Annotated in this window: 6 protein-coding genes; 3 read left to right on the plus strand and 3 right to left on the minus strand. The window is 73.1% G+C overall.

What is annotated here, in order from left to right; genetic code table 11:
• The first annotated feature begins 100 nt into the window (after window positions 1-100).
• From J5X86_RS51115 to J5X86_RS33135, 3 genes are all read left to right on the plus strand, one after another.
• Window positions 101-14119, plus strand: coding sequence for a non-ribosomal peptide synthetase/type I polyketide synthase (locus tag J5X86_RS51115; protein ID WP_243982036.1), 14019 nt, complete (start codon window positions 101-103; stop codon window positions 14117-14119).
• 110 nt (window positions 14120-14229) lie between these two features.
• The gene (locus J5X86_RS33130; protein WP_208520387.1) at window positions 14230-15753 is read left to right on the plus strand and encodes an FGGY-family carbohydrate kinase; all 1524 of its coding nucleotides are present in this window, start codon (window positions 14230-14232) and stop codon (window positions 15751-15753) included.
• A gap of 245 nt (window positions 15754-15998) precedes the next feature.
• On the plus strand, window positions 15999-17378 hold the full coding sequence (locus tag J5X86_RS33135; protein ID WP_208520388.1) for an FAD-binding protein: 1380 nt from the start codon (window positions 15999-16001) through the stop codon (window positions 17376-17378).
• Window positions 17379-17485: 107 nt separating this feature from the next.
• On the opposite strand, the gene J5X86_RS33140 is transcribed toward J5X86_RS33135, so the two are convergent.
• From J5X86_RS33140 to J5X86_RS33150, 3 genes are all read right to left on the minus strand, one after another.
• Window positions 17486-18256, minus strand: a complete 771-nt coding sequence (locus J5X86_RS33140) for an SDR family NAD(P)-dependent oxidoreductase (protein WP_208520389.1) — start codon at window positions 18254-18256, stop codon at window positions 17486-17488.
• A 146-nt stretch (window positions 18257-18402) separates the two neighbouring features.
• The gene (locus J5X86_RS33145; protein ID WP_208520390.1) at window positions 18403-19431 is read right to left on the minus strand and encodes a phosphotransferase family protein; all 1029 of its coding nucleotides are present in this window, start codon (window positions 19429-19431) and stop codon (window positions 18403-18405) included.
• Window positions 19428-20630, minus strand: a complete 1203-nt coding sequence (locus J5X86_RS33150) for an acyl-CoA dehydrogenase family protein (protein WP_208520391.1) — start codon at window positions 20628-20630, stop codon at window positions 19428-19430. The genes J5X86_RS33145 and J5X86_RS33150 overlap by 4 nt, the downstream gene beginning before the upstream one ends.
• Window positions 20631-20886: the final 256 nt, after the last annotated feature.

Below are 20886 nucleotides of genomic sequence, written 5' to 3' on the forward strand. Positions count from 1 at the left end.
CGCAGAGGTGAATGCCGAGGTGAGGGATTGCCGACCCCCTGGAACCCGACGCTCCCTCCGTGCCTCCCACTAGGGGACGGCAAGTGAGTTGGGGATCTTGATGACGGGACCGAATGGCGAGACCACGCTTCCGCAGGTCTTGTTGGACGCCGCCGACGCGGCCCCGGACCAGGTGCTGGTGCATGTCCGGGGAGACGGTGGTGAGCGGACCGTCACCTTCGCGCGGCTGCGGGACGAGGCGCTGTGCGTCGCCGGTGGCTACCTCGCGGCCGGGGTGGCGCCCGGCACATGTGTCCCGCTGCTCGCCGACCGCGGTGACGACTTCCAGGCGATGTTCTGGGGCGCGCTGCTGGCCGGCCTCATCCCGGTGCCGCTCGCGTCCGATGTCCGACGGGTGGTGCCGGTGTGGGAATCGCTCGGCCGCCCGCCGGTGGCCGTGGACGAGGCCACCGAGACACTGCTGGCCGAACTGCCCGACGAGGTCGAGCCGTTGCGGCTGGGCGAGCTGCGGCAGGGCCGCCCGCCCGCCCGGCTGCCGGATGCCGCGCCCGGCGACGTGGCCTTTCTGCAGTTCTCCTCGGGCAGCACCGGAGACCCGAAGGGCGTCGAGCTGACGCACGCCTGCGTCCTCGCCAACCTGGAGCAGATCCGCCTCGCCGCGGCCCTCACACCCGACGATGTGGTGGCGAGCTGGATGCCGTACTTCCACGACATGGGCCTCATCGGCACCCACCTGGCCCCGCTCGCCGCGCGCGCCAAACAGGTGCGGCTGGAGCCGTTGTCGTTCGCCAAACGGCCGGCGCTGTGGCTGGAGATGGCGGCCCGGCACCGGGCGACACTCCTGTCCGCCGCCAACTTCGCCCTGGCCCTGGCCGTACGGCGGATTCCCGACGAGGTGTTCGCCCGGCTCGATCTGACCGCCGTGCGGTTGGTCCTGGTCGGCGCCGAGCCGATCGCCCCGGCCGTGTGGCGGCGGTTCGCCGCGAAGGCACGGGCGTCCGGGCTCGACGAGCGGGCCCCGCTGCCGGTCTACGGCCTGGCCGAGGCCACCTTGGCGGTCACCTTCCCGCCCCTGGGCGAGATGGCGGTGCCACGAGTCCTGGACCGGGCGGCCCTCAGCCGCGGCCGCGCGGTGGACACCGCCCTGGGCCCGGACGCCGTGGAGTTGATGGACGTCGGTCTGCCGGTGCCCGGGTGCGAGGTACGCATCGTGGACGACGCGGGCCGCCCGCTGGACGACCGGCGGGTGGGCCACATCCAGGTACGCGGCCCGCAGGTGGCGCGCGGCTACCGAAAGGCCCCCGAGGCGACCGCCGCCACGTTCGCCGCCGGCTGGCTGCGCACCGGTGACCTGGGATTCCTGGCCGACGGCCGGTTGTGTGTGACCGGCCGCCACAAGGACGTGGTGTTCGTGGGCGGCCGCACCTTCCACGCCCCGGACCTGGAGCAGGTGGCCATGGCCACCCCCGGCCTGCCGACGCCGCCCCTGGCCGCGGTGGTGGGCTCCACCGACCCGGCCGACGGCACTGAACGGGTGGTGGTCTTCGTACGCTGGCCCAGGCCACCGCGCGAGGCGGCGCCCGCGCTGGCCGAGGTGGCGGCGCGAGTACGCCAGGCCCTGGCCCACGACGACGTACGGGCCCTGCCCCTGCCGCCGGGCGCGTTCCCCCGGACAACGAGCGGCAAGCTGAGGCGCCGTGCGATGCGGGAGCGGTTCGAGGCGGGGGCCTATGCGGCGGTCGAGGAGCGGTGGGGGCGCGGGGGTGGGGCGTCTGCGACGCCGGCTTCTGTGGCCCCGGTCTCGGTGCCCCCTGCCTCGGCGGCTTCGACGCTTGCGGGTCCGCCTTCGGCGGCCTCGGCTTCTGGGGTTCCGGCTTCTGCGCCCCCGGCCTCGGGGGCCTCGGCTTCTGAGGCCCCGGCCTCGGCCCCGGCGCCTGCGGTTCTGGCTTCTGCGCTTCCGGCCTGGGCGCCCCGGGGCACTGCGGCCCCGACCTCGGCGGCTCCGCCGGCTGCGGTTCCGACCTCTGCGGCCCCGGGCGCCTCCATCCCGGCACAGGGCGGCTCGGCTTCTGCCAGCCCGACGAAGGATGTCTCGGTCTCTGGCGAGGCGGCCCCCGCCGTTCCGGCGCAGGGCGTTCCGGCAGCGGGGGCTTCGGGGTCAGCTGCCCCGGATGCGGACTCCCTGCCAGTGGGCGCCCCAGGGGCAGGCACCCCGGACGTGGACGTCCTGCCGGTGGGTGCCTCGGGCTCTGCCATTCCGGCCCCCGCCCCGGCAGAAGGTGCCCCGGGTGCGGGTGTTCCGGGTGCGGGTGTTCCGGGCCCTGCCATCCCTCCTGCGCGGGACGTGCCCGCGGGGCCGTGCTCGCGGCGGGAGGTGGCGCGGGTTGTCACCGGCATTTGGGCGCGGGTGTTGGACCGGCCCGAGCACACCATCGGCCCGCACGACGGGTTCCTGGCCATTGGCGGTTCGTCGCTGAAGGCGATGGAAGTGCTCGCCGAGGTGGAGGACACCTTCGGCGTCACCGTGCCACCGGCCGTGCTGCGCGACCGTGACACGGTCGCCGCGCTCACCGAACACGTGGTGGCGACGCGGCACGGCAGGCCGTCGGAGGCCGCTCGACCACGCGCCACCCTCATCCCCACCCCCACCCCGAGCCCGAGCGGGACGGTGAACGACAGCGACCCGGGAGCCCTCGCGGTCGTCGCCATGGCCTGCCGCTTTCCCGGCGCGGACACCCCGGACGCCTTCTGGGAGCGGCTCGTGGCCGGTCACGACGCCGTCGGGCCCGTACCGCCCGCGCGATGGACGACCCGGCCGGAGGACACCGCCCGGTGGGGCGCCTTCCTGGACGACCCGTCCCGCTTCGACGCCACGTACTTCGGCATGGACGACCAAGAGGCGGCCGCGACTGACCCCCAGGCCCGGATCTTCCTGGAACTGGCCCATGAAGCCCTGGAACGCGCCGGTTACGCGGGGCCCAGGCGGACGGGCCGCCGCATCGGCGTGTTCGCCGCGACCGGGGAGAGTGGCTACCGCGAGCTGCTCTCCCGGGCTTCCGGCCCGGACGGCGGGCTGCCTCCCGCCGCGTTGGTCGGTAACCTCCCCAACCTCGTCGCCGCCCGCGTGGCACAGAGCCTGGACCTGACCGGTCCGGCCCTCGCGGTCGACACCGCATGCTCCTCGGCGCTGGTCGCGCTGCACCTGGCGCGCCGCAGCCTGCAGTCGGGGGAGTGTGACCTCGCCGTGGTCGGCGGGGTCAACCTCGCGCTGGCCCCGACCGGCCACCGGCTGTTGGAGCAGGCGGGCGTGCTCTCGCCGACCGGGCGCTGTCACGCCTTCAGCGCCGCGGCCGACGGATTCGTCCCCGGGGAGGGCGGCGCGGCGATCGTTCTCGCCCGGCTGGACGACGCGTACCGCGCGGACGACCCGGTTCTTGCTCTGCTGCGTGGCACCGCGGTGAACAACGACGGGCGTTCGCTGAGCCTGCTGGCCCCCAACGCGCTCACCCAACGGGAGATCATCGTCCAGGCGTACCGTGACGCGGGCGTCGACCCCGACAGCGTGTCCTACATCGAGGCTCACGGCACCGGCACCGCCCTCGGCGACCCCGTCGAACTGCGCTCCCTGGACCAGGCGTTCGCGCCACGGGCCGACGGGCGGCCCCGACTGCTGGGCTCGGTGAAGACCAACCTCGGCCATCTGCTCAACGCCGCCGCCATGCCGAGCCTGGTGAAGGTCGTCCTGGCCCTCGGCCACCGGCAGTTGCCCGCCTCATTGCACCACGATCCGCCCGCCTCCCTCTCGGACGATGGCGCGACCGGTTTCGCGGTAGTCACCGAGCACCGGGCATGGACGGCCCCCGGCCCGCTGGTGGCCGGAATCAACGCCTTCGGGTTCGGCGGCACCAACGCGCACGCCATCCTCGAGCAGGCACCCCCGCCGCCGCCCCCGCCTCCGCCCTCACGCCCGCGTCTGCCGCGCCGCGGCCGATCGGCCACCGCCCCGCACGAGACGGACGTCGCACGCGACGGCTCGGGTTTCGAGAACGGCGCGAGTTACGGCCGAGGTGTCGAGCGTGGTGTGAGTGACGGCTCGGGTGTTCAGCGTGGTCCGAGTTACGGCCCAGGTGTTCAGGACTGCCCGAGTGACGGCCCAGGTGTTCAGCCTGGTCCGAGCGACGGCTCAGACGTTGAGCACGGCTCAGGGGTCGAGGTCGCCCCGCATCTGCTGACCCTCTCGGCCGGCGGCGCCGACGCCTTGGCAGCCGTGGCCCGTGACCTCGCGGCCCATCTGCGGGCTCACCCGGAGCTCGACGAGGGCGACGTGTGCGCCACCGTCAACACCGCCCGCGACCATGGCCGTCACCGCCTGGCGGTGGTGTCCCGTGGCGACCTCGCCGAACGCCTCGAAGCCCACCCCACCACCACGATGGCTCGCCCCCGGCCCCGGCTGGTGTTCCTGCTGCCCGGCCAGGGCACCGCGCGGCCGGGGCTTGGCCGCGCCCTGTACCGCACCGCACCGGAGTTCCACCGTGTGATGGAGGAGGCGTCCGCACTCGTCGGCCCGGTGCGGGGGCGCACCCTGGCTCAGTGGTGCCTGGATCCCGATGCCGCGCCCGCCGATCTGGCCCGTACGGAGCTCTCCCAGCCGCTGCTCGTCGCGTTCGGTGTCGCGCTGGCCCGGCAGTTGCGCGTCTGGGGCGTGAGCCCGGACGCGGTCGCCGGGCACAGCGTCGGCGAGATCGCCGCCGCCTGCGTCGCCGGGGCGCTCACCCTGGCCGAGGCGGTGCGGTTCGCCGCCGAGCGGGGGCGCCTGATGCGCGATCTGGCCGCACCGGGCGCCATGGCCGCCGTACGCGGTGGCGAGGACGCCGTTGCCGCGGTGGTGGCCGAGTCGGCCGGTGCGCTGTGCGTGGCCGCGGTCAACGCCCCCGGGCACGTGGTGATCGCCGGAGCCCCGGACGCCGTCCACCGAGCCGTCGGGCGGCTGGTCGCCGATGGGATAACGGCCCGCGAACTCCCCGTCTCCCACGGCTTCCACTCCCCGGCGATGCGCCCGGTGGCCGACCCGCTCGCGGCCGTGGCAGCCGAGCTGACCCCCAGCCAGCCGTCGGTACCCCTGCTCAGCACGCTGACCGCCGGGTGGCAGCCGTCCCTGGACCCGACCCACTGGCGCGAACACGCCCTGAGCCCCGTGCGCTTCGGCGCCGCCGTCGAGCGTCTGCTGGACGATGGATACGACACCTTCGTCGAGCTTGGGCCCGGCGCCACCCTGCCGGGGCCGGTCCGCGCCGTGGCGGCCGAACGCGACCCGTCGCCGGAGGTGTTGGCGCTGGCGGCCCCGGGCACCGGCGCGGGTGCCGACCCCGACGCCGGGCAGGCTCTGCTGACGGCTCTGGGGCGGTTGTGGACGCGCGGGGTGGACCTGGACCACGCGGCACTGGGCGCCGGGCAGGCGCGCGTGGCCGTACCGACGTACCCGTTCCAGCGCCGACGCCACTGGCCAGTGCACTGGCCCGAGCATGGGCCAGAGCACCGAGCCGAGGACTGGCCCGAGCATGGGCCCGAGTACCGCCCCGAGGATCGCCCCGAGGGTCAGTCCGAGCATCGGCCGGATGACCGCTCCAAGCATCGGCCCAGGCCCGAGCACCGCCCCGAGCAAGGGTCGGAGGACCGCCCCGAGTATCAGCCCGAGCATGAGCCCGAGCACCGCTCCGAGTACCGCCCCGAGCATCGGCCGGAGGCCCGGGCCGGGCACCGGCCCGAGCCCGGGGCCGAGCACCAACCCGAGCCCGCGGCGACGGCGCCGCTGCACCGTCTCATCTGGCGCGAGACGCCTCCTTTGGCCGACGGGGACACACCGCACACCGTCCGGCTGGCCGGGCCGGATTCGGAACTGGCCCGTGCGCTGGCCCACCGGCTGGAGCGGCGCGGTATCACGGTCTGGAGGGACGGTGACGCCTCGGCCGAGCCGCCCGCGCAGCTCACCGTCTGGCTTGCCGGACCGGCCACCCAGTGCGCCACCGTGGCGGACCTCGACACCGCGACGCACACCGTCCTGTCCACGCTGCAAGACCTGATCCCATCGATGAGCCGGGACGCTGGCCGTCTGGTGGTGGTCACCGAGGATGTGCACGCCACCGGCGCCACCGCCGAACGGCTGCGCCCCGCCCAGGCGCTGCTCACCGGCCTTGTGCTCGCGCTCCCCGAGGAGTTTCCGGGCCTCACCGCGTACGGCGTCGACTTGTCCTCGTACGACTCCCTGGACGTCCGGCTCGACGCCCTGGAGCGGGAGGTGCTCGGGCGGAACGCGCCGCGTGGCGGCGCGGTGGCGTGGCGGGCGGACCGCCGCCTGGTCCGTACCCCCGTGGCGGTGGCGGTGGCGGCCGATCCGCTGCCCTCGTCCTCGCCGCTGCCACCCGACGGCACCTATCTGATCACCGGCGGTACGGGCGGGATCGGCACCGAGTTCGCGCGTGACCTGGCCGGGCGCGGTCGGCCGACCCTGGTCCTCGTCGGCCGGTCGGCCCGTCCTCCGGCGGGCCATCTGATGGCCGAACTCGACGCGCTCGGCGCCACGGCCGAGTACCGCGTGGCGGATGTGTCCGTCGAAGCCGATGTCGAGGCCCTGGTCGCGGATCTGCCGCCGCTGGACGGGGTGTTCCACGCCGCCGGAGTGGTGCGCCCCGGCACGCTGCGAGCCAAGACACCGGAGGAGATGGCCGAGGTGATGGCCGCCAAGGTGCGCGGCAGCCACCTACTGTCCCGGGCCCTGTGGCGGCATGGCCACCGTCCGGCGGTGTGCATGGCCTTCTCCTCGGTCGCCTCGGTGCTGCCCGGGCTGGCCGGTGCGCTCGGTGACTACGCGGCGGCCAACGCCTTCCTCGACGCCTTCGCCGCCTCCGAACGGGCGGCCGGGCGGCCGTGGCAGTCGCTCAACTTCGCCGCGTTCGCCGAGACCGGGCTGGCCGCCGCGGAGCCGTCGCGAACCGTCGCCACGGCCCGGGGCGTGGCGCCTCTGACCACGGGTGCGGGCCTGGCCGCGCTGCATGCGGCATGCGGTATCGACGCCGCGCAGTTGGTGGTGGCCGAGCTGACGGCGGTGTCGGCTGCCGGTGGGCCGGGGCCGGGGCCGGGGTCGGGTTCGGCGCCGGGGCCGGGGCCGGGGCCCGGGGCCGCGGTGTCGGCCGCTGCCGGGCCGGAGTTCAGCGTGTCGGTTGCCGATGAGCCGAAGGCCGTCGTGTCGGCCGCTGCCGGGTCTGGGACCGCCGTCGGGCTCCCGGCACCCGCAACGGGACTCATCGCACCCGCACCGAGACCCATCGCACCCGCAAGGGGACCCCTCGCAACCACACCGGGCGCCGCCGACGCCGCCCCGCCCCGCATCACCGGCGTTCTGCGCCGCCTCCTGGCCGAGGCTCTGCACCGCACGCCCGCCGAAGTGGCCGACGACGAGCAGTTCCTGACCATGGGGCTGGACTCGCTCTCCGCCGTGGACCTCGTCAGAAGGCTGGAGTCGGAGCTGGGCCGACCCCTCCCGCCCACCCTGTTCTTCGAGTACCGGACCATCGGCGAGCTGGCCGCCCACCTGGCAACAACCGCTCAGGCGGAAGCGGCGCAAGCGCCCGCGCCCCCGTCGCACCCCACCGCCGACCGTACGGGCGGGTTCGACAACGGGGCCACGCTTCCCCTCACGCCCGTGCAACTGGCCTTCCACACGGGCGGCAGACTGCACCCCGAGGTCACCGCGTACGCGTATGTGCGCCAGACCGTCAACGGCCCCCTGGACACCGGTCTGCTCCGCCGCGCGCTCGCGCTCCTCGCCGATCGCCACCCGATGCTGCGCATCAGGATCGAGGCCGACGACACGGCTCCCGTGCAAAGCGTGGCGCCGCCCGAACCGCACACCATGCCGTCCTGGTACGAGGTCCGCCACACCGACGGCCCCCTGGCCGAGCTGGAGGAGGCGCTGTGCAATCGCCCCTTCGACCTGGCCAACGAGGCGCCGGTGCGCGCGGTGCTGGTACGCGAACGCGCCGACCTGGCCCACCTGCTGCTGGTACTGCACCACGCCGCCGCGGACGGGTTCAGCCTCAACGTCCTCGGCGAGGAGCTGTGGTCCGTCTACACCGCCCTCGCGCACGGCCGTTCGCCTGAGCTGCCACCGCTGGAAGCCGGTTTCGCCGACTACGCCGCCGCCGTCGAGGCGGAACGGTCCGCACCGGAGTTCGCCGAGGACCAGCGGTACTGGCATGACACGCTCGCCGCCCACCCCACGACGCTGGACCTGCCCTGGGACGGCGACCCGGAGGCGCCGCCCGCCGCGCCGCTCACCGCACACCAGGTGGCCACCGACCCCCACCTCACCGCCGCACTGCGCAAGGGCGCCGCCGCCCACGGCGTTTCACTCTTCCACCTGCTGCTGGCCGCGTACGCGCGCTGTCTGGCGCGGTGGAGCGGGCAGCGCGGCATCGCGGTCAACGTGGCCCGCGCCCGTCGCGAACTCCGGCTGTCCGGTCTCGACCGGCTGGTCGGCCCGCTCGCCGACACCTTGCCGCTGTCGGCCGCCGTCGACCCCGACGAGCCGGTCCCCGCCCTTGCACAGCGGTTGCGCGCGATCTGGCTGGATGCAGAGCGGCACGCCCGGCTGACCAGCCTGGACATCGCCCGGCTGCTGCCCACGGCCGGGCCCCGGCCGCGTACGGCCTCCCCGGCGGGGTTCAGCTTCGCCCGCTTCCCCGTCACCACCGACCCCGACTGCCCGGTCACGGTGCGCCCGGCCGCGGCGCGCACCGCCTCCGCCGCCACGCGCCTGGGGCTGCTGTGCTGGGAGAGCGACCGAGCCCTGCACTTCTCCTGGAACTTCCCGGCACGGCTGTTCACCCGGCCCACGGTGGAGCGCCTGGCACGCGAACACCTCGCCGAACTCGGCCATCTCGCGCAACTCGCCGAGCACGCGGAACACAGGGAACTCGCCGCGCCCGCGGGGGGCGATGTTCCGGCGCCGACCACCACCGTCTCCGGGGCCGGGCGCGGGATCGTCGAGCGCCTGTTGTCACGTTTCCGAGTGGACGCCGACCAGATCGCGGTCGAAACCGGCGACGCCACCATGACCTACGGCGCGCTCGACCGGGCCTCCGCCGCACTCGCCGACCGGTTGCGCGCCCGGGGCGTCGTCCCCGGGGACCTGGTCGGCCTGCTCACCGAGCCGGGTGCCGACACCGTCGTGGGTGTCGCCGGCATCCTGCGGGCCGGGGCCGGATGGGTGCCGCTGGACGCCGCCCATCCCACCGCGCGCCTGGCCGACCAGCTCAACCGCTCGACGGCCCGGACCGTGGTGTGCCACGACGCCACCCGAGCCACGGCCGAGACACTCGATGCCGTGACGACGGTGGCCATAGACGATCCCTCACCGACACCGACACCGGCACCGACACCGAAGCCACTGCCCGCAGCGGCCCACGCCCCACCCGCCAACCCCAACACCATCGCCTACGTCATCTTCACCTCGGGATCCACCGGCCGCCCCAAGGCCGTGCCCATCACCCACCGGGCGATGGTGAACTACCTGGACTGGGCCGTGGACACCTTCGGCTACCGCGCGGGCGACCGGCTCGTCCAGACGGCCTCCGTGTGCTTCGACGCCTCCGTACGCCAACTGCTGGCACCGCTGCTGGTCGGAGCCACCGTTCACACCCTGCCGCGAAACCTGGTCCGCGACCCCGAGGCGCTGCTGGACCGGGTCGTACAGGGCCGGATCACCGTGTGGAGTTCGGTGCCGACGCTGTGGGAACGGTTGCTGACCGCCGCCGAGACCCAGGTACGGCGCGGCGCGCCCCGCCCCGACCTGTCGGCGCTGCGCTGGATCCACGTCGGTGGGGAGGCGCTGCCCGCAGCGCACGTCCGTCGTTGGTACGACCTGTTCGGGCCCGGCCACCGCATCGCCAACCTGTACGGGCCGACGGAAGCCACCATCAACGCCACCTGCCACCTCATCGAGACCCGCCCCGGCGATGAGGTGCGCCGACTGCCGATCGGCCGTCCCGTCTCCGGCACGGAGGTCGCGGTGGTGGCCGAGGACGGGCGCCGCTGCACCGCCGATGAGCCCGGTGAACTGTTCATCGGCGGAACGGGGCTGACGCCGGGATACCTCGGCGACCCCGGGCTCACGGCGGCGGCGTTCGCCGAGCGCGACGGCAAGCGCTGGTATCGCAGCGGCGACCGAGTCCGTCAACGGCCTGACGGCGTACTGGAGTTCCTCGGCCGCCTGGACGACCAGGTGAAGATCCGAGGCCATCGGGTGGAGCCGGGGGAGATCGAGGCGGTGCTGCAAACCCACCCCCGGGTCGCACAGGCCGCCGTACTGCACCGTGACGCCAAGCTGACCGCCTACGTGAAACCTTTGCCGGGCGGTCCCGAACCCGATCCTGCACAGCTACGCACTCATCTGCGCGGCACCCTGCCGGACTACATGCTCCCGGCCCGGTTCCGGTTCCTGGCCGCGCTGCCACTCACCAGCACGGGCAAGGTCGACCGCCGCCGGCTGGACGAGTCGGCCGCCGACGCGGACACGGGACCGGCGACGGACGAACACCCGCCCACCCGTGCGGAAGCCCCGGGCACCCGGCCGGCCACGCCAACCGAGCGCACCCTGGCCAGTATCTGGTCCGAGGTGCTGAGTGTCGCGGAGGTCAGCCGCGAGGACGACTTCTTCGCGCTCGGTGGCGACTCCATCCTCGTCCTGGAGGTGTTCGCGCGGCTGGAGAAGGTGTACGAGGGGGAACGGCGAGACGCCACCCTGCCGAGGCCGACAGTCATCTACGAGCACAACACGCTCACCGCCCTCGCCACCGCCGTGGACGAGACTGCCCGCGTGGACGAGAGTGCCCGCGTGGACGTGGCTGCCATCGAGGACGTGGCAGTCGACGCGGCAACCCCGCCCGCTCTGCCCGACCAGCCCGTGCGGGGAAACCCACCCGTTCCGGCAAGTCCGCCCACGCCGGAGAACTCGACCGATGCGCAAGCGCCGCGTGCCCTGCCGGACCAGCCCGCGCCGTCTGGCCCCGGGGACCCGCCTGGCCCGGAAGAGTCGCCCGATCCGGGCTACCCGTCTGGCGCGGTAGCCCGGCCCGTCCCGCCAGCCCGGCCCGTTTCGCCTGGCCCGGGGAACCCGCCCGTTCCCGGGGGTCCGCCCGTTCGGCGAAACTCGCCCGCGCCAGGTAACCCGCCCGCTCCAGGTAACCCACCCGGTGCGGCAGCCCCGTCCGCCCCGCCGGACCAGCCCGTGCCGTCTGGCCTGGGGAACCCGTCTGGCCAGGGAACGTTGCCGGCTCCGAGTACCCCTCCCGCCCCCGGAAGCGGCGGCGCTTCCGCCCCCGCCGGCGCGGACCTCACGCCGTACCCCCTCACGCCCACCCAGCGCGGCTTCCTGGTCGCCGAGGCCATCGTGCCCGGATCCGGCTCCGCGTGGCTGGCCCGGCTTCGCCTTCGCGGTCCGCTGCGGACCGATCTCTTCCAGCGCGCGGTCGACGCCCTCGTCGTCCGCCACCCCATGCTGCGCACCGTCTTCCCCGCGGGCGCCCGTCCGCCGGTCCAGCAGGAACTGCCGCCCGCGCTGCGGCTCCCGGTCGACTTCGAGGCGCTGGCATCCCCGGGCCTGATCGAGGAGCGGGTCGCCGACGAACGCCGTCGCCGGTTCGAACCGTGGGCCTGGCCACTGCTGCGCCTGCGCGTGCTCACCACCGGCCCCGACGAGCACACGCTCGTCGTCCACGCCCACCACCTCATCGGTGACGGCTACAGCGCGGCCCTGTTCGGCCGGGAACTGATCGCCGTCTACGACCGGCTCGGCCGCGGCGAGCCGACCGGGTTGCCACCGCTGCGCAGCACCTTCCGCGATTACGTCACCCTGCTCCAGCAGCCGGACTCGGACCCCGGCCGGGACCCGGCGGCCACCGCCTGGCGGGCCCGCCAAGCCACCCCGTACCAGCGGCCCGACCTGCGACGCCCGGGCGCGGGGAACGGCGCGACGGCGGGCGCCGAGGCCACGGGGGTCGGCTCGTCGGAGTTCAGGTCGGCGGGGTTCACCCTCGACGCCGAGCTGACGGCCGGGCTGCGCACCCTCGCCACCACCGTCCGCGCCACGTCGTACGCGCCCGTCCTGACCGCCTACTACCGAGCCCTGGCGGACCTCACCGGGCAACGGGACCTCGTCCTCGGGCTGGCGGTCACCGGACGCGACCATCCGCTGCCCGACATCAGCCAACTGTTCGGTCCCTTGGCGGCAGCCGTGCCGCTGCGCCCTGCCGTGGCGGAGACGGGCGCCGGGGCCACGCCCGACGGGTCGTTCCGCTCCTTCCGCGAGGACCTGCTCCAGATCACCGAGGAGGCCGTGGCCGCCCGGACGTACGGCACCGCTGGCGACACCGGCGGCGGTACGAGCAGCGGCACCGGCGGTGGTACGAGCAGCCGAACTGATGGCGGTACAAGCGGTGGCACCGGCGGTGGTACGAGCAGCCGAACTGATGGCGGTACGAGCAGTGGCACCGGCGGCGGTACGAGCGGGGGCACCAATCGTGGCACTGGCGGCAGCATGAGCAGCAGCGGCACCGACGGCGAGCCGCCCGACGACCAGCCCGGCCCACCGGACTTGCCCGCCCCGTCCGGCCTGCCCAGGGCCACTCAGTTCCTCTTCAGCTACCTGGACTTCTCCGCCCTCGGCGCACCCACCGGCGCAACCCTGACCCTCGATTGGGACCACCACGACACGGTACTCGCCCAGCCCCCGATGGGAACCGACGTATTCCTGACCGTCCGCCCGGTCGGGGACGGCCTGCGCGTCACCCTGCGGGCCTCGGCCGCCGCCCTCGATGCGCCCACCTTCACCACGTTCACCCGCGCCCTGCGGGACGGGCTCACCCGGGCGGCCACGCCCCGCCCGCGCCCTACCCCGCCCCCGGCCCCTGCCCTCGCGCCGCGCGCCTTCGGTGGTACGGACGCCGCGCTCATCGGCTACCTACCGGCCCCCGGACACCTGGCGGCCCTCGCCGGGATACCGGAACCCGACCTGCCCCGCGAACACATGCGAGACCTGCTCTTCCCGGACGGAGGTCCCCGTCTGCTGGAGGAGATCAGCACACCGTTGGGCCGCTCCGCGTTCGTCGCGCTGCCGCTGTTCGCGGATGAACTGGCCGCAGGGAGCGCGCTCACCGGCCACACCGCCCGTGCCGTCAGCCACGCCGCCTCCCTCGGCGCACGCTGCGTGTCCCTGGCGGGCATGATCCCCGCGTTGACCGGCTACGGATTCGAGGTGGTGCGCGCCACCGACCGGGCGACGACGGCGGTCACCACCGGCCACGCCGCCACCGCCGTGTCCGTGGTCAAGACCGTCCACGCCGCACTCGCCGCGAGCGGACGTGACCTCGGCGACCTGACCGTCGCCATGGTCGGACTCGGCTCCATCGGTACGTCATCCCTCAACCTGCTCCTCACCCGCGCCCCGCGCCCGCCCGCCCACCTGGTGCTGTGCGATGTCGCGGGCAGCGCGCCCCGCCTGCGCGCACTCGCCACGGAGCTGCGCGGGAGCGGGCTGGCCGGGTCGGTGGCGACGGCCGAGTCCGCCCCGGCCCTTCCCGCCGCCGTGTACGAGGCCGACCTGATCGTCACCGCCGTCAGCGGTGGCACGGCCGTCCTCGACGTCGACCGATTGCGCCCCGGCACCGTCGTGGTCGACGACTCCTTCCCGCACTGCTTCGACACCGCCCGCGCCCTCGCCCGGATGCGCGGGCAGCGCGATGTGCTGACCGTCGGAGGCGGCCTGCTCGCGGTCGGCGACACCGAGCGGCACATCGCCGACAACCTCCCACCGGCCGCCGCCTCCGGATACGCGGAACGGTCCTGGCTGCCGGGCACGGTCGCCTCCTGCCGACTCGAATCCCTGCTGCACACCGCCGTGTCCGGCCTGCCACTGGTCCACGGACTGGTCAACGCCTCCCATGCGCACGCCTACTGGGACGCGGTCGAAGCAGCCGGAGTGAGCGCCGCCCCACTGCACCTGCTCGGCCACACCCTCGCCACCGGGCCACCGTGGCATGGGACGACTTCTCACGGGACGTCTTGACCGACTCCACGAGCTGCCGTTGGCGCTGTTGATATGGCTTTTCTCCCAGATAAGGGCCATGCGTCCGGAATCCCTTGACGCTGAAATCGCCTTCTGTCAGCGTGCTCGCCATGCCTCGCAACGCAGTCATCGGTGTGGACATCGGCACCTCGAGCAGCAAGGGCGTTCTCGTCGGCCTCGATGGCACACTGATCCGCTCGGCCATTCGGGAGCACACCCCCGCAAGGCCCGGCCCCGGTCACTTCGAGATGGACGCTGCCGTCTGGTGGCGCGAGTTCGTCGAACTCGCCCGGGAGTTGACCGGCTCCGGTGATACCGCCTCCGGTGACACCGCCGCGGATGGCGCCGCCTCGGGTGACACCACCGTAGTCGCCGTCGGGGTCAGTGGCATGGGGCCCTGCGTTCTGCTGGCCGATGAGCACGACACCCCGCTGCGCCCCGCCGTTCTGTACGGTGTGGACACCCGCTCGGTCCAGCAGATCCAGCGCATCGAGGCGCGGCTCGGCGCCGAGGAGATCATCCGCCGCTGCGGCTCCGCTCTGACCACACAGGCCGCCGGGCCGAAGATCGCCTGGATCGCCGAGGAGGAGCCCGAGGTCTACGCGCGGGCCCGGCGGCTGTACATGCCGAGCTCCTGGTTGGCCAGGAAGCTCACCGGAAACTACGTCCTGGACTACCACTCGGCCAGCCAGTGCACCCCGCTGTATGACACGCTCGCCGGTGAGTGGTACGCCCCCTGGGCCGCCGAGGTCGCCCCCGGCATCGAGCTGCCGCCACTGCGCTGGCCCGGCGAGGCAGCCGGGGCCCTCACCACCGAGGCCGCCGAGGCAACCGGCCTGCCCGCCGGGATCCCCGTCACCACCGGCACCATCGACGCCTGGGCCGAGGCCCTGAGCGTGGGGGCGCAGCACATCGGCGATCTGATGCTGATGTACGGCACCACCATGTTCCTTATCCACACCGTGCCCAAGCCGCTGACCAGCCCGTCCCTGTGGGGCACGGTCGGCGCCCTGCCCGGAACCCGTAATCTGGCCGGCGGCATGGCCACCTCCGGTGCGGTCGCCAACTGGCTGCGGGACCTGTTCGCCGACGGGGACCACGTCGAACTCACCGCGCTGGCCACCGAATCGGGCGCCGGCGCCAACGGCCTGCTGATGCTCCCGTACTTCTCCGGCGAGCGGACCCCGATCATGGACCCGGACGCCCGCGGAGTGATCGCCGGGCTGACCCTGTCCCACACTCGTGGCGACCTCTACCGGGCCGCGCTCGAAGCCACCGGGTTCGGCGTCCGCCAGAACATCGAGGTCATCGAGGCGGCCGGCGGTGACATCCGCCGCGTTGTCGCCGTCGGTGGCGGCACCCAGGGCTCCCTGTGGACGCAGATCGTCTCCGACATCACCGGCCGCCCGCAGGAGCTGCGCACCATCACCATCGGCGCCGGTTACGGTGACGCTCTGCTGGCCGCGCAGCTCGTCGGGGACGCCTCCATCGAGGACTGGAACCCGGTGCGCGAGACGGTGACGCCCCGCGCCCAGCACACCGGGCGCTACGACGAGCTGTACGCCCTCTACCGGCGGCTGTACCCGGACACCGCCGCGACCGTCCACGCCCTGGCGGCACTCCAGGAGCGCTGAGCGCCCCCTTCCCGTTGTCGAGTGCCCGTTTCACCTCGATCGCCCCGCCTCGCACCCCTGCATTCATCCCCACGGCGTGCTGCCGTGGATTTCGTCTCTCATCAAACGAATTCACTTCGGTGATGCTGGCGTATCCCGCTCCGATACTTGTGTTTTGAATTGGATTCGGTTTTGCTGGAGAGGGTCGTCAAGGGCGTGTCGTGGCCCTTGGCGAGCCGTCGAGCTCATCGCCGGAGGGGAGTCACGTGCGCGTGAAGGATGTCGATCTGCTGGTCATCGGTGCGGGAATGGCGGGGTTGACCGCTGGTGCCCGCGCTGTTCGCAACGGTCTGTCCGTCATGGTCGTGGAGATCGGTACGGACGTCGGCGGTTCCGCGCGCTTCGCGGGCTACGCGTGGACCGCGCCGAGCCATGACGTCATGGACCAGCACAATCCATGGGGAGACACCGCGCTCAAGCGCGCCCTCGTGGATCGGTTTCCCGAAGGCGTCGAATGGATTCGTTCACTCGGCGTGGACATCAAGGACGCGCAGCGCGTTCTCAGTTTCGGTCGTGGGCACCAGTTCGACACCCATCAGTATGTCGACACCTGTCGTCGGGCCATCCGCCAAGGCGGTGGCACATTGCTGTTGGAGACGTGTGCCGAACGGCTGGTGGTCGAGGACGGGGGCGTGGCGGGGGCGGAGCTGAGGCTGGCCGATGGCGCGCGCATGCGCGTGCGTGCTGGGTCCACGCTGATCGCGACCGGCGGGTTTCAGGGCGATCCGGAACTCCGCACCGCGCATGTGCACCCCCGTGCCGGGAGCATGCAGCTCCGCTCCAACTCCTTCAGCCGCGGTGGCGGATACCGTCTTGCCACCCAGGTCGGTGCCGCCACCGGCCACGATGACGCGGGCTTCTACGGCCATCTCATCCCCAGCGGGATCTCCTTCGCCGACCCGGCGGACTTCGTCGACTTGTCCCTCTACTACAGCGAGCACGCCCTTCTGTTCAACGTGCTCAACGATCGGTTCGTGGACGAGACGCTGGGCGACCACCTGACGGCCATGGCGTTGCTGGAGCAGCCCGAGAGCCGGGGTCTGCTCATCGCTGACGCCCGGGTGTTCCGTGACTGGGTCGTCGGGTCGTACGTCGAGGGCGCGGTCGCCGTGGACAAGTTCGCGCTGGCCGGCAAGCGGGGCGGCCGTGTGGGACTCGCCGAAGACCTCGACGAACTGGCCTACCTCCCGGAGGAATGGGGGTATCGGGGTGACGCCGTGCGCGACGCGGTCAAGCTGTTCAACGAAGACGCCGCGGCGGGGCTGGAGCCGGTGCCCGGTCGGCAGCTTGACCGCCTCCCGCTCGACGAACCGCCGTACTACGTGATCGAGACGGTACCGGCCATCACCTTCCCCTTTCACGGTGTGCGCATCGACGACCGGGCCCGCGTCCTGCGCGGGGACGGCGAACCGCTCCACGGACTCCTCGCGGCCGGGTCGGACACCGGTGGCCTGTGGCACCGCGCCTACGCAGGCGGCATCGCCTCGGCCCTGGTGTTCGGACTGACCGCCGCGGACACCGCCACCGCAGCCACCACCGCGACGGCGACGGCGGCACAGACGAGGACGTCACAGGCGACGGACTGAGCGCTCGCCGCCCCACCACCTGGCTCGTCCGCCGCGACCGGGTGGTGGGGCGGCGTCCCCGTGACGGGGTGGTGGGGCGGCGTCCGCCGCGACCGGGTGGGGGTGCGTCAGCGTGCCGTCCAGCCGCCGTCCACGTACAGCTCGGAGCCGGTCACGAAGCTCGCGTCCTGGGAGGCGAGGAACGCGACGGCCCCCGCGACCTCATCCGGCGTGCCGAGCCGCCCCATGGGGGTGCCCTCGACCATCGCGGTGTGACGGGGGGTGCCCCGCCACAGTTCGCGCGAGAGAGGCGTCTCGATGAAACCGGGATGGATCGAATTGACGCGGACGCCGCGCGTGGCCCAGTGCAGGGCGGCGTTCTTCGTCATCAGCCGGACCGCACCCTTCGCCGCGTGGTACGAGAACTGGCTGCCGAAGCCGCCCACCGTGCCGAAGATCGACGCGATGTTGACGATCGAGCCGCCACCGGCGCGTTCGATCGCGGGTCCACCGTGCTTCATGCCGAGCCAGACACCGCCCTGGGTCACCGCGATGACCTTGTCCCAGGACTCCTGGGTCTCCGTCTCCACGGTGCGCATCTGGGCGATACCCGCGTTGTTGACGAGCACGGACAGGCCGCCCAGTTCGGAGACCACGCGCTCGACCGTGCCGCGCCACGCCTCCTCGTCGCTCACGTCCAGCACGAGGCCCAGCGCCCGCGCTCCGTCGGCCGCCAGCTCCTTCGTCAGCTCCTCCGCCAGCTGCTCGCAGCGGTCGGCGTCCACGTCGGTCACCACCACCGTGGCGCCCTCGATGGCCAACCGCCGCGAGACGGCGGCTCCTATACCGCCGGTCGCGCCGGTGACCAGGGCGATCTGTCCGGACAGTCGGTCTCGCACGGGCTCTCCTCCGTCTTGCGTGGCGTTTCGCGTGGCGTCGGACGTGGCGTCTCGCGTGGCACCTTGGGTGGTAACTCGCGTGGCATCTGGCATGGCGTATCGCGTGGCATCTCCGGTGTCAGCCGTGGCGTCTCCGGTGTCAGCGGTCACGGCAGCAGCTCCAGCCCCGAGCGCAGCAGCGCGGGCACCGCGGAGCCGACCCGCTCGAATCCCGTTCCGACCGTCTGTCCCGCCGAATAGCGGGCGTGGATGCCCTCCGCGATGACGGCGAGCTTGAAACAGCCAAGCGCCTGGTAAAAGGGCAGGCCACCGATGTCCCGTCCGGACTTCTCGGCGTATCGCTCGGCCACCTCCCGGCCCGAGGGAAAGCCGGAATTGGCCGTCGGGACGTGGCGCGCCCCGAGGACCGGTTCGCAGGTCCGGTCCCAGTACATGAGCAGCATCCCGAGGTCGGCGAGCGGATCGCCGAGCGTGGCCATCTCCCAGTCGAGGACGGCGGCGATCCGCCCGAACTCGCCGGGTGCCAGGATGACGTTGTCCAGGCGGTAGTCGCCGTGCACGATGGCCGGGGCGCCGCTCGCGGGCAGGGAACGGGCCAGCCTGCCGTGCAGTTCGTCGAGGTCGGGCAGGCTCCGCGTGGCGACCTTGTCCCACTGCCCACGCCATCGCCGCACCTGGCGCTCCAGATAGCCGTCGGGCCGGCCGAAGTCGCCGAGCCCGACCGTGGCGGCGTCCACCGAGTGCAGTGTGACCAGGGCGTCCACCAGCGCGTCAGCGGCGCGCCGTGCGTCCTCGGGCGGGAGCGCGGCGGCCTCGTCACCGTCGCGCAGCACCGTGCCCGCCACGAAGTCGACGACACAGAACGGCGCCCCGATCACCTCCGGATCCGTGCACGACAGCACGGCCCGGGCAACCGGCACCGCGGTGTCGCCGAGCGCCGCGACGACGCGGTATTCGCGGTCCATGTCGTGCGCGGTCGGTGTCAGCACCCCCAGCGGTGGCCGTCGCACCACCCACCGGTGTGCCCCGTCGGTCACCGCGTAGGTGAGATTGGAGCGCCCGCCCTGCAGGAGCGTGACCGTGAGCGGGCCCGCGCACTCGGGTACGTGGCGTTCGAAGTAGCGCTGCAACGCGGCCACGTCGACTCCGGCCACCGTCGCCCCAGAACTGGTCACCGGGTGCCCCGCCGCTCGCGCGCCGTCCGCACCGCGCGCTTGGCGATGGCCCAGCGATGGGTCTCGGAAGGGCCGTCGTAGATACGGAACGGGCGCACCTCGCGGTACAGCCGCGACAGCGGGGCGTCCCCCGAGATGCCGAGCGCACCGCATATCTGGACGGCCCGGTCGACCACCCGGTTCACCGCCTCGGAGACGTAGGTCTTGGCGATCGAGGTGTGCTGGGCGGCGGGGCGGCCCTGGTCCAGCTCCCAGCAGGCCCGCCACAGCACCGCCCGGCTGGTCTCGATGTCGATCTCGGAGTCGGCCAGCATCTGCTGCACCATGCCCAGTTCGGCCAGCGGCTTGCCGAAGGCCGAACGGTCCGCCGCGCGCTCCAGGGCGATGTCCTGCGCTCGTCGGGCCACGCCGAGCCAGCGCATGCAGTGGGTCATGCGCGCGGGCCCCAGGCGTACCTGGGCATACGCGAAACCCTGGTCCACCTCGCCCAGTACGGCATCGTCCCCGACCTCGCAGCCTTCGAAGGCGATTTCGCTGTGCCCGCCGAAGAGGCCCTGGTCCAGGGTGTCGATATTCCGGACGATCTTCATACCGGGGTTGTCGGCGGGGATGAGGAACATCGTCGCGCCGCCCGGGTCGCCGGGGCCGCCGCTGGTGCGGGCCATGCAGATGGCGAAGGCCGCCCCGTCGGCGCCGCTGATGAACCACTTGCGGCCGTCGAGCCGCCAGCCGCCGTCGATCTTCGTCGCGGTCGTCATGAGCGCACGCGGGTCGGAGCCGGCGCCCGGCGCCGGCTCGGTCATCGCGAAGCACGAGCGCGCCTCACCGGCGGCCAGCGGGTGCAGATACCGCTCCTTCTGCTCCTCCGTGGCCACCACCTCGAGCAGATGCGTATTGCCCTCGTCGGGAGCCGCGCAGTTGAGCGCGAGGGGCCCCAGCAGCGAGTATCCGGCCGCTTCGAACACCACCGCCTGCCCGCACAGGTCCAGTCCGAGCCCGCCCCATTCGGCGCCGACGTGCGGGGCGAACACCCCCGCCTCGCGGGCCGCGTCCTGAAGCCTGCGGCGCAGCGGCTCCGGCCCGGCATGGACGTTGCCGTCACACGCCTGCTCCTCGGGTATCACCACCTCCCGTACGAACTCGGTGGTACGCCGCGCGATCCCGGCGACCCGTTCGTCGATCTCGAACCCGATGGGCACGTTGCACTCCCGAGCTTGGCTACTGCCTACCTGTACGGCGACACTTTGCGTGATGGGCGCGCGACCGCGCACCCACGATGCGAAGCAGGTCTGAAGCGCGGGCACCGCACACGGCACGCCCCGCTCCTTACGAGTAAACCGAATCCAATTCAGATCATCAACCGGTCGGCGTGTGTCGATGCGGTCACCGTCTCGCGCGGCACTCCGCTGCCGACTGAGCCGCAGGTTGGACGCCGTATGCGCGAAGCCCTTTCGG

The sequence above is a fragment of the Streptomyces sp. NEAU-YJ-81 genome (assembly GCF_017592595.1).
In the GTDB taxonomy this organism is placed as follows: domain Bacteria; phylum Actinomycetota; class Actinomycetes; order Streptomycetales; family Streptomycetaceae; genus Streptomyces; species Streptomyces hygroscopicus_B.

Coding starts and splice junctions, on each gene's coding strand:
- J5X86_RS51115 (WP_243982036.1), top strand. CDS start 101: ATGACGGGACCGAATGGCGAGACCACGCTTCCGCAGGTCTTGTTGGAC.
- J5X86_RS33130 (WP_208520387.1), top strand. CDS start 14,230: ATGCCTCGCAACGCAGTCATCGGTGTGGACATCGGCACCTCGAGCAGC.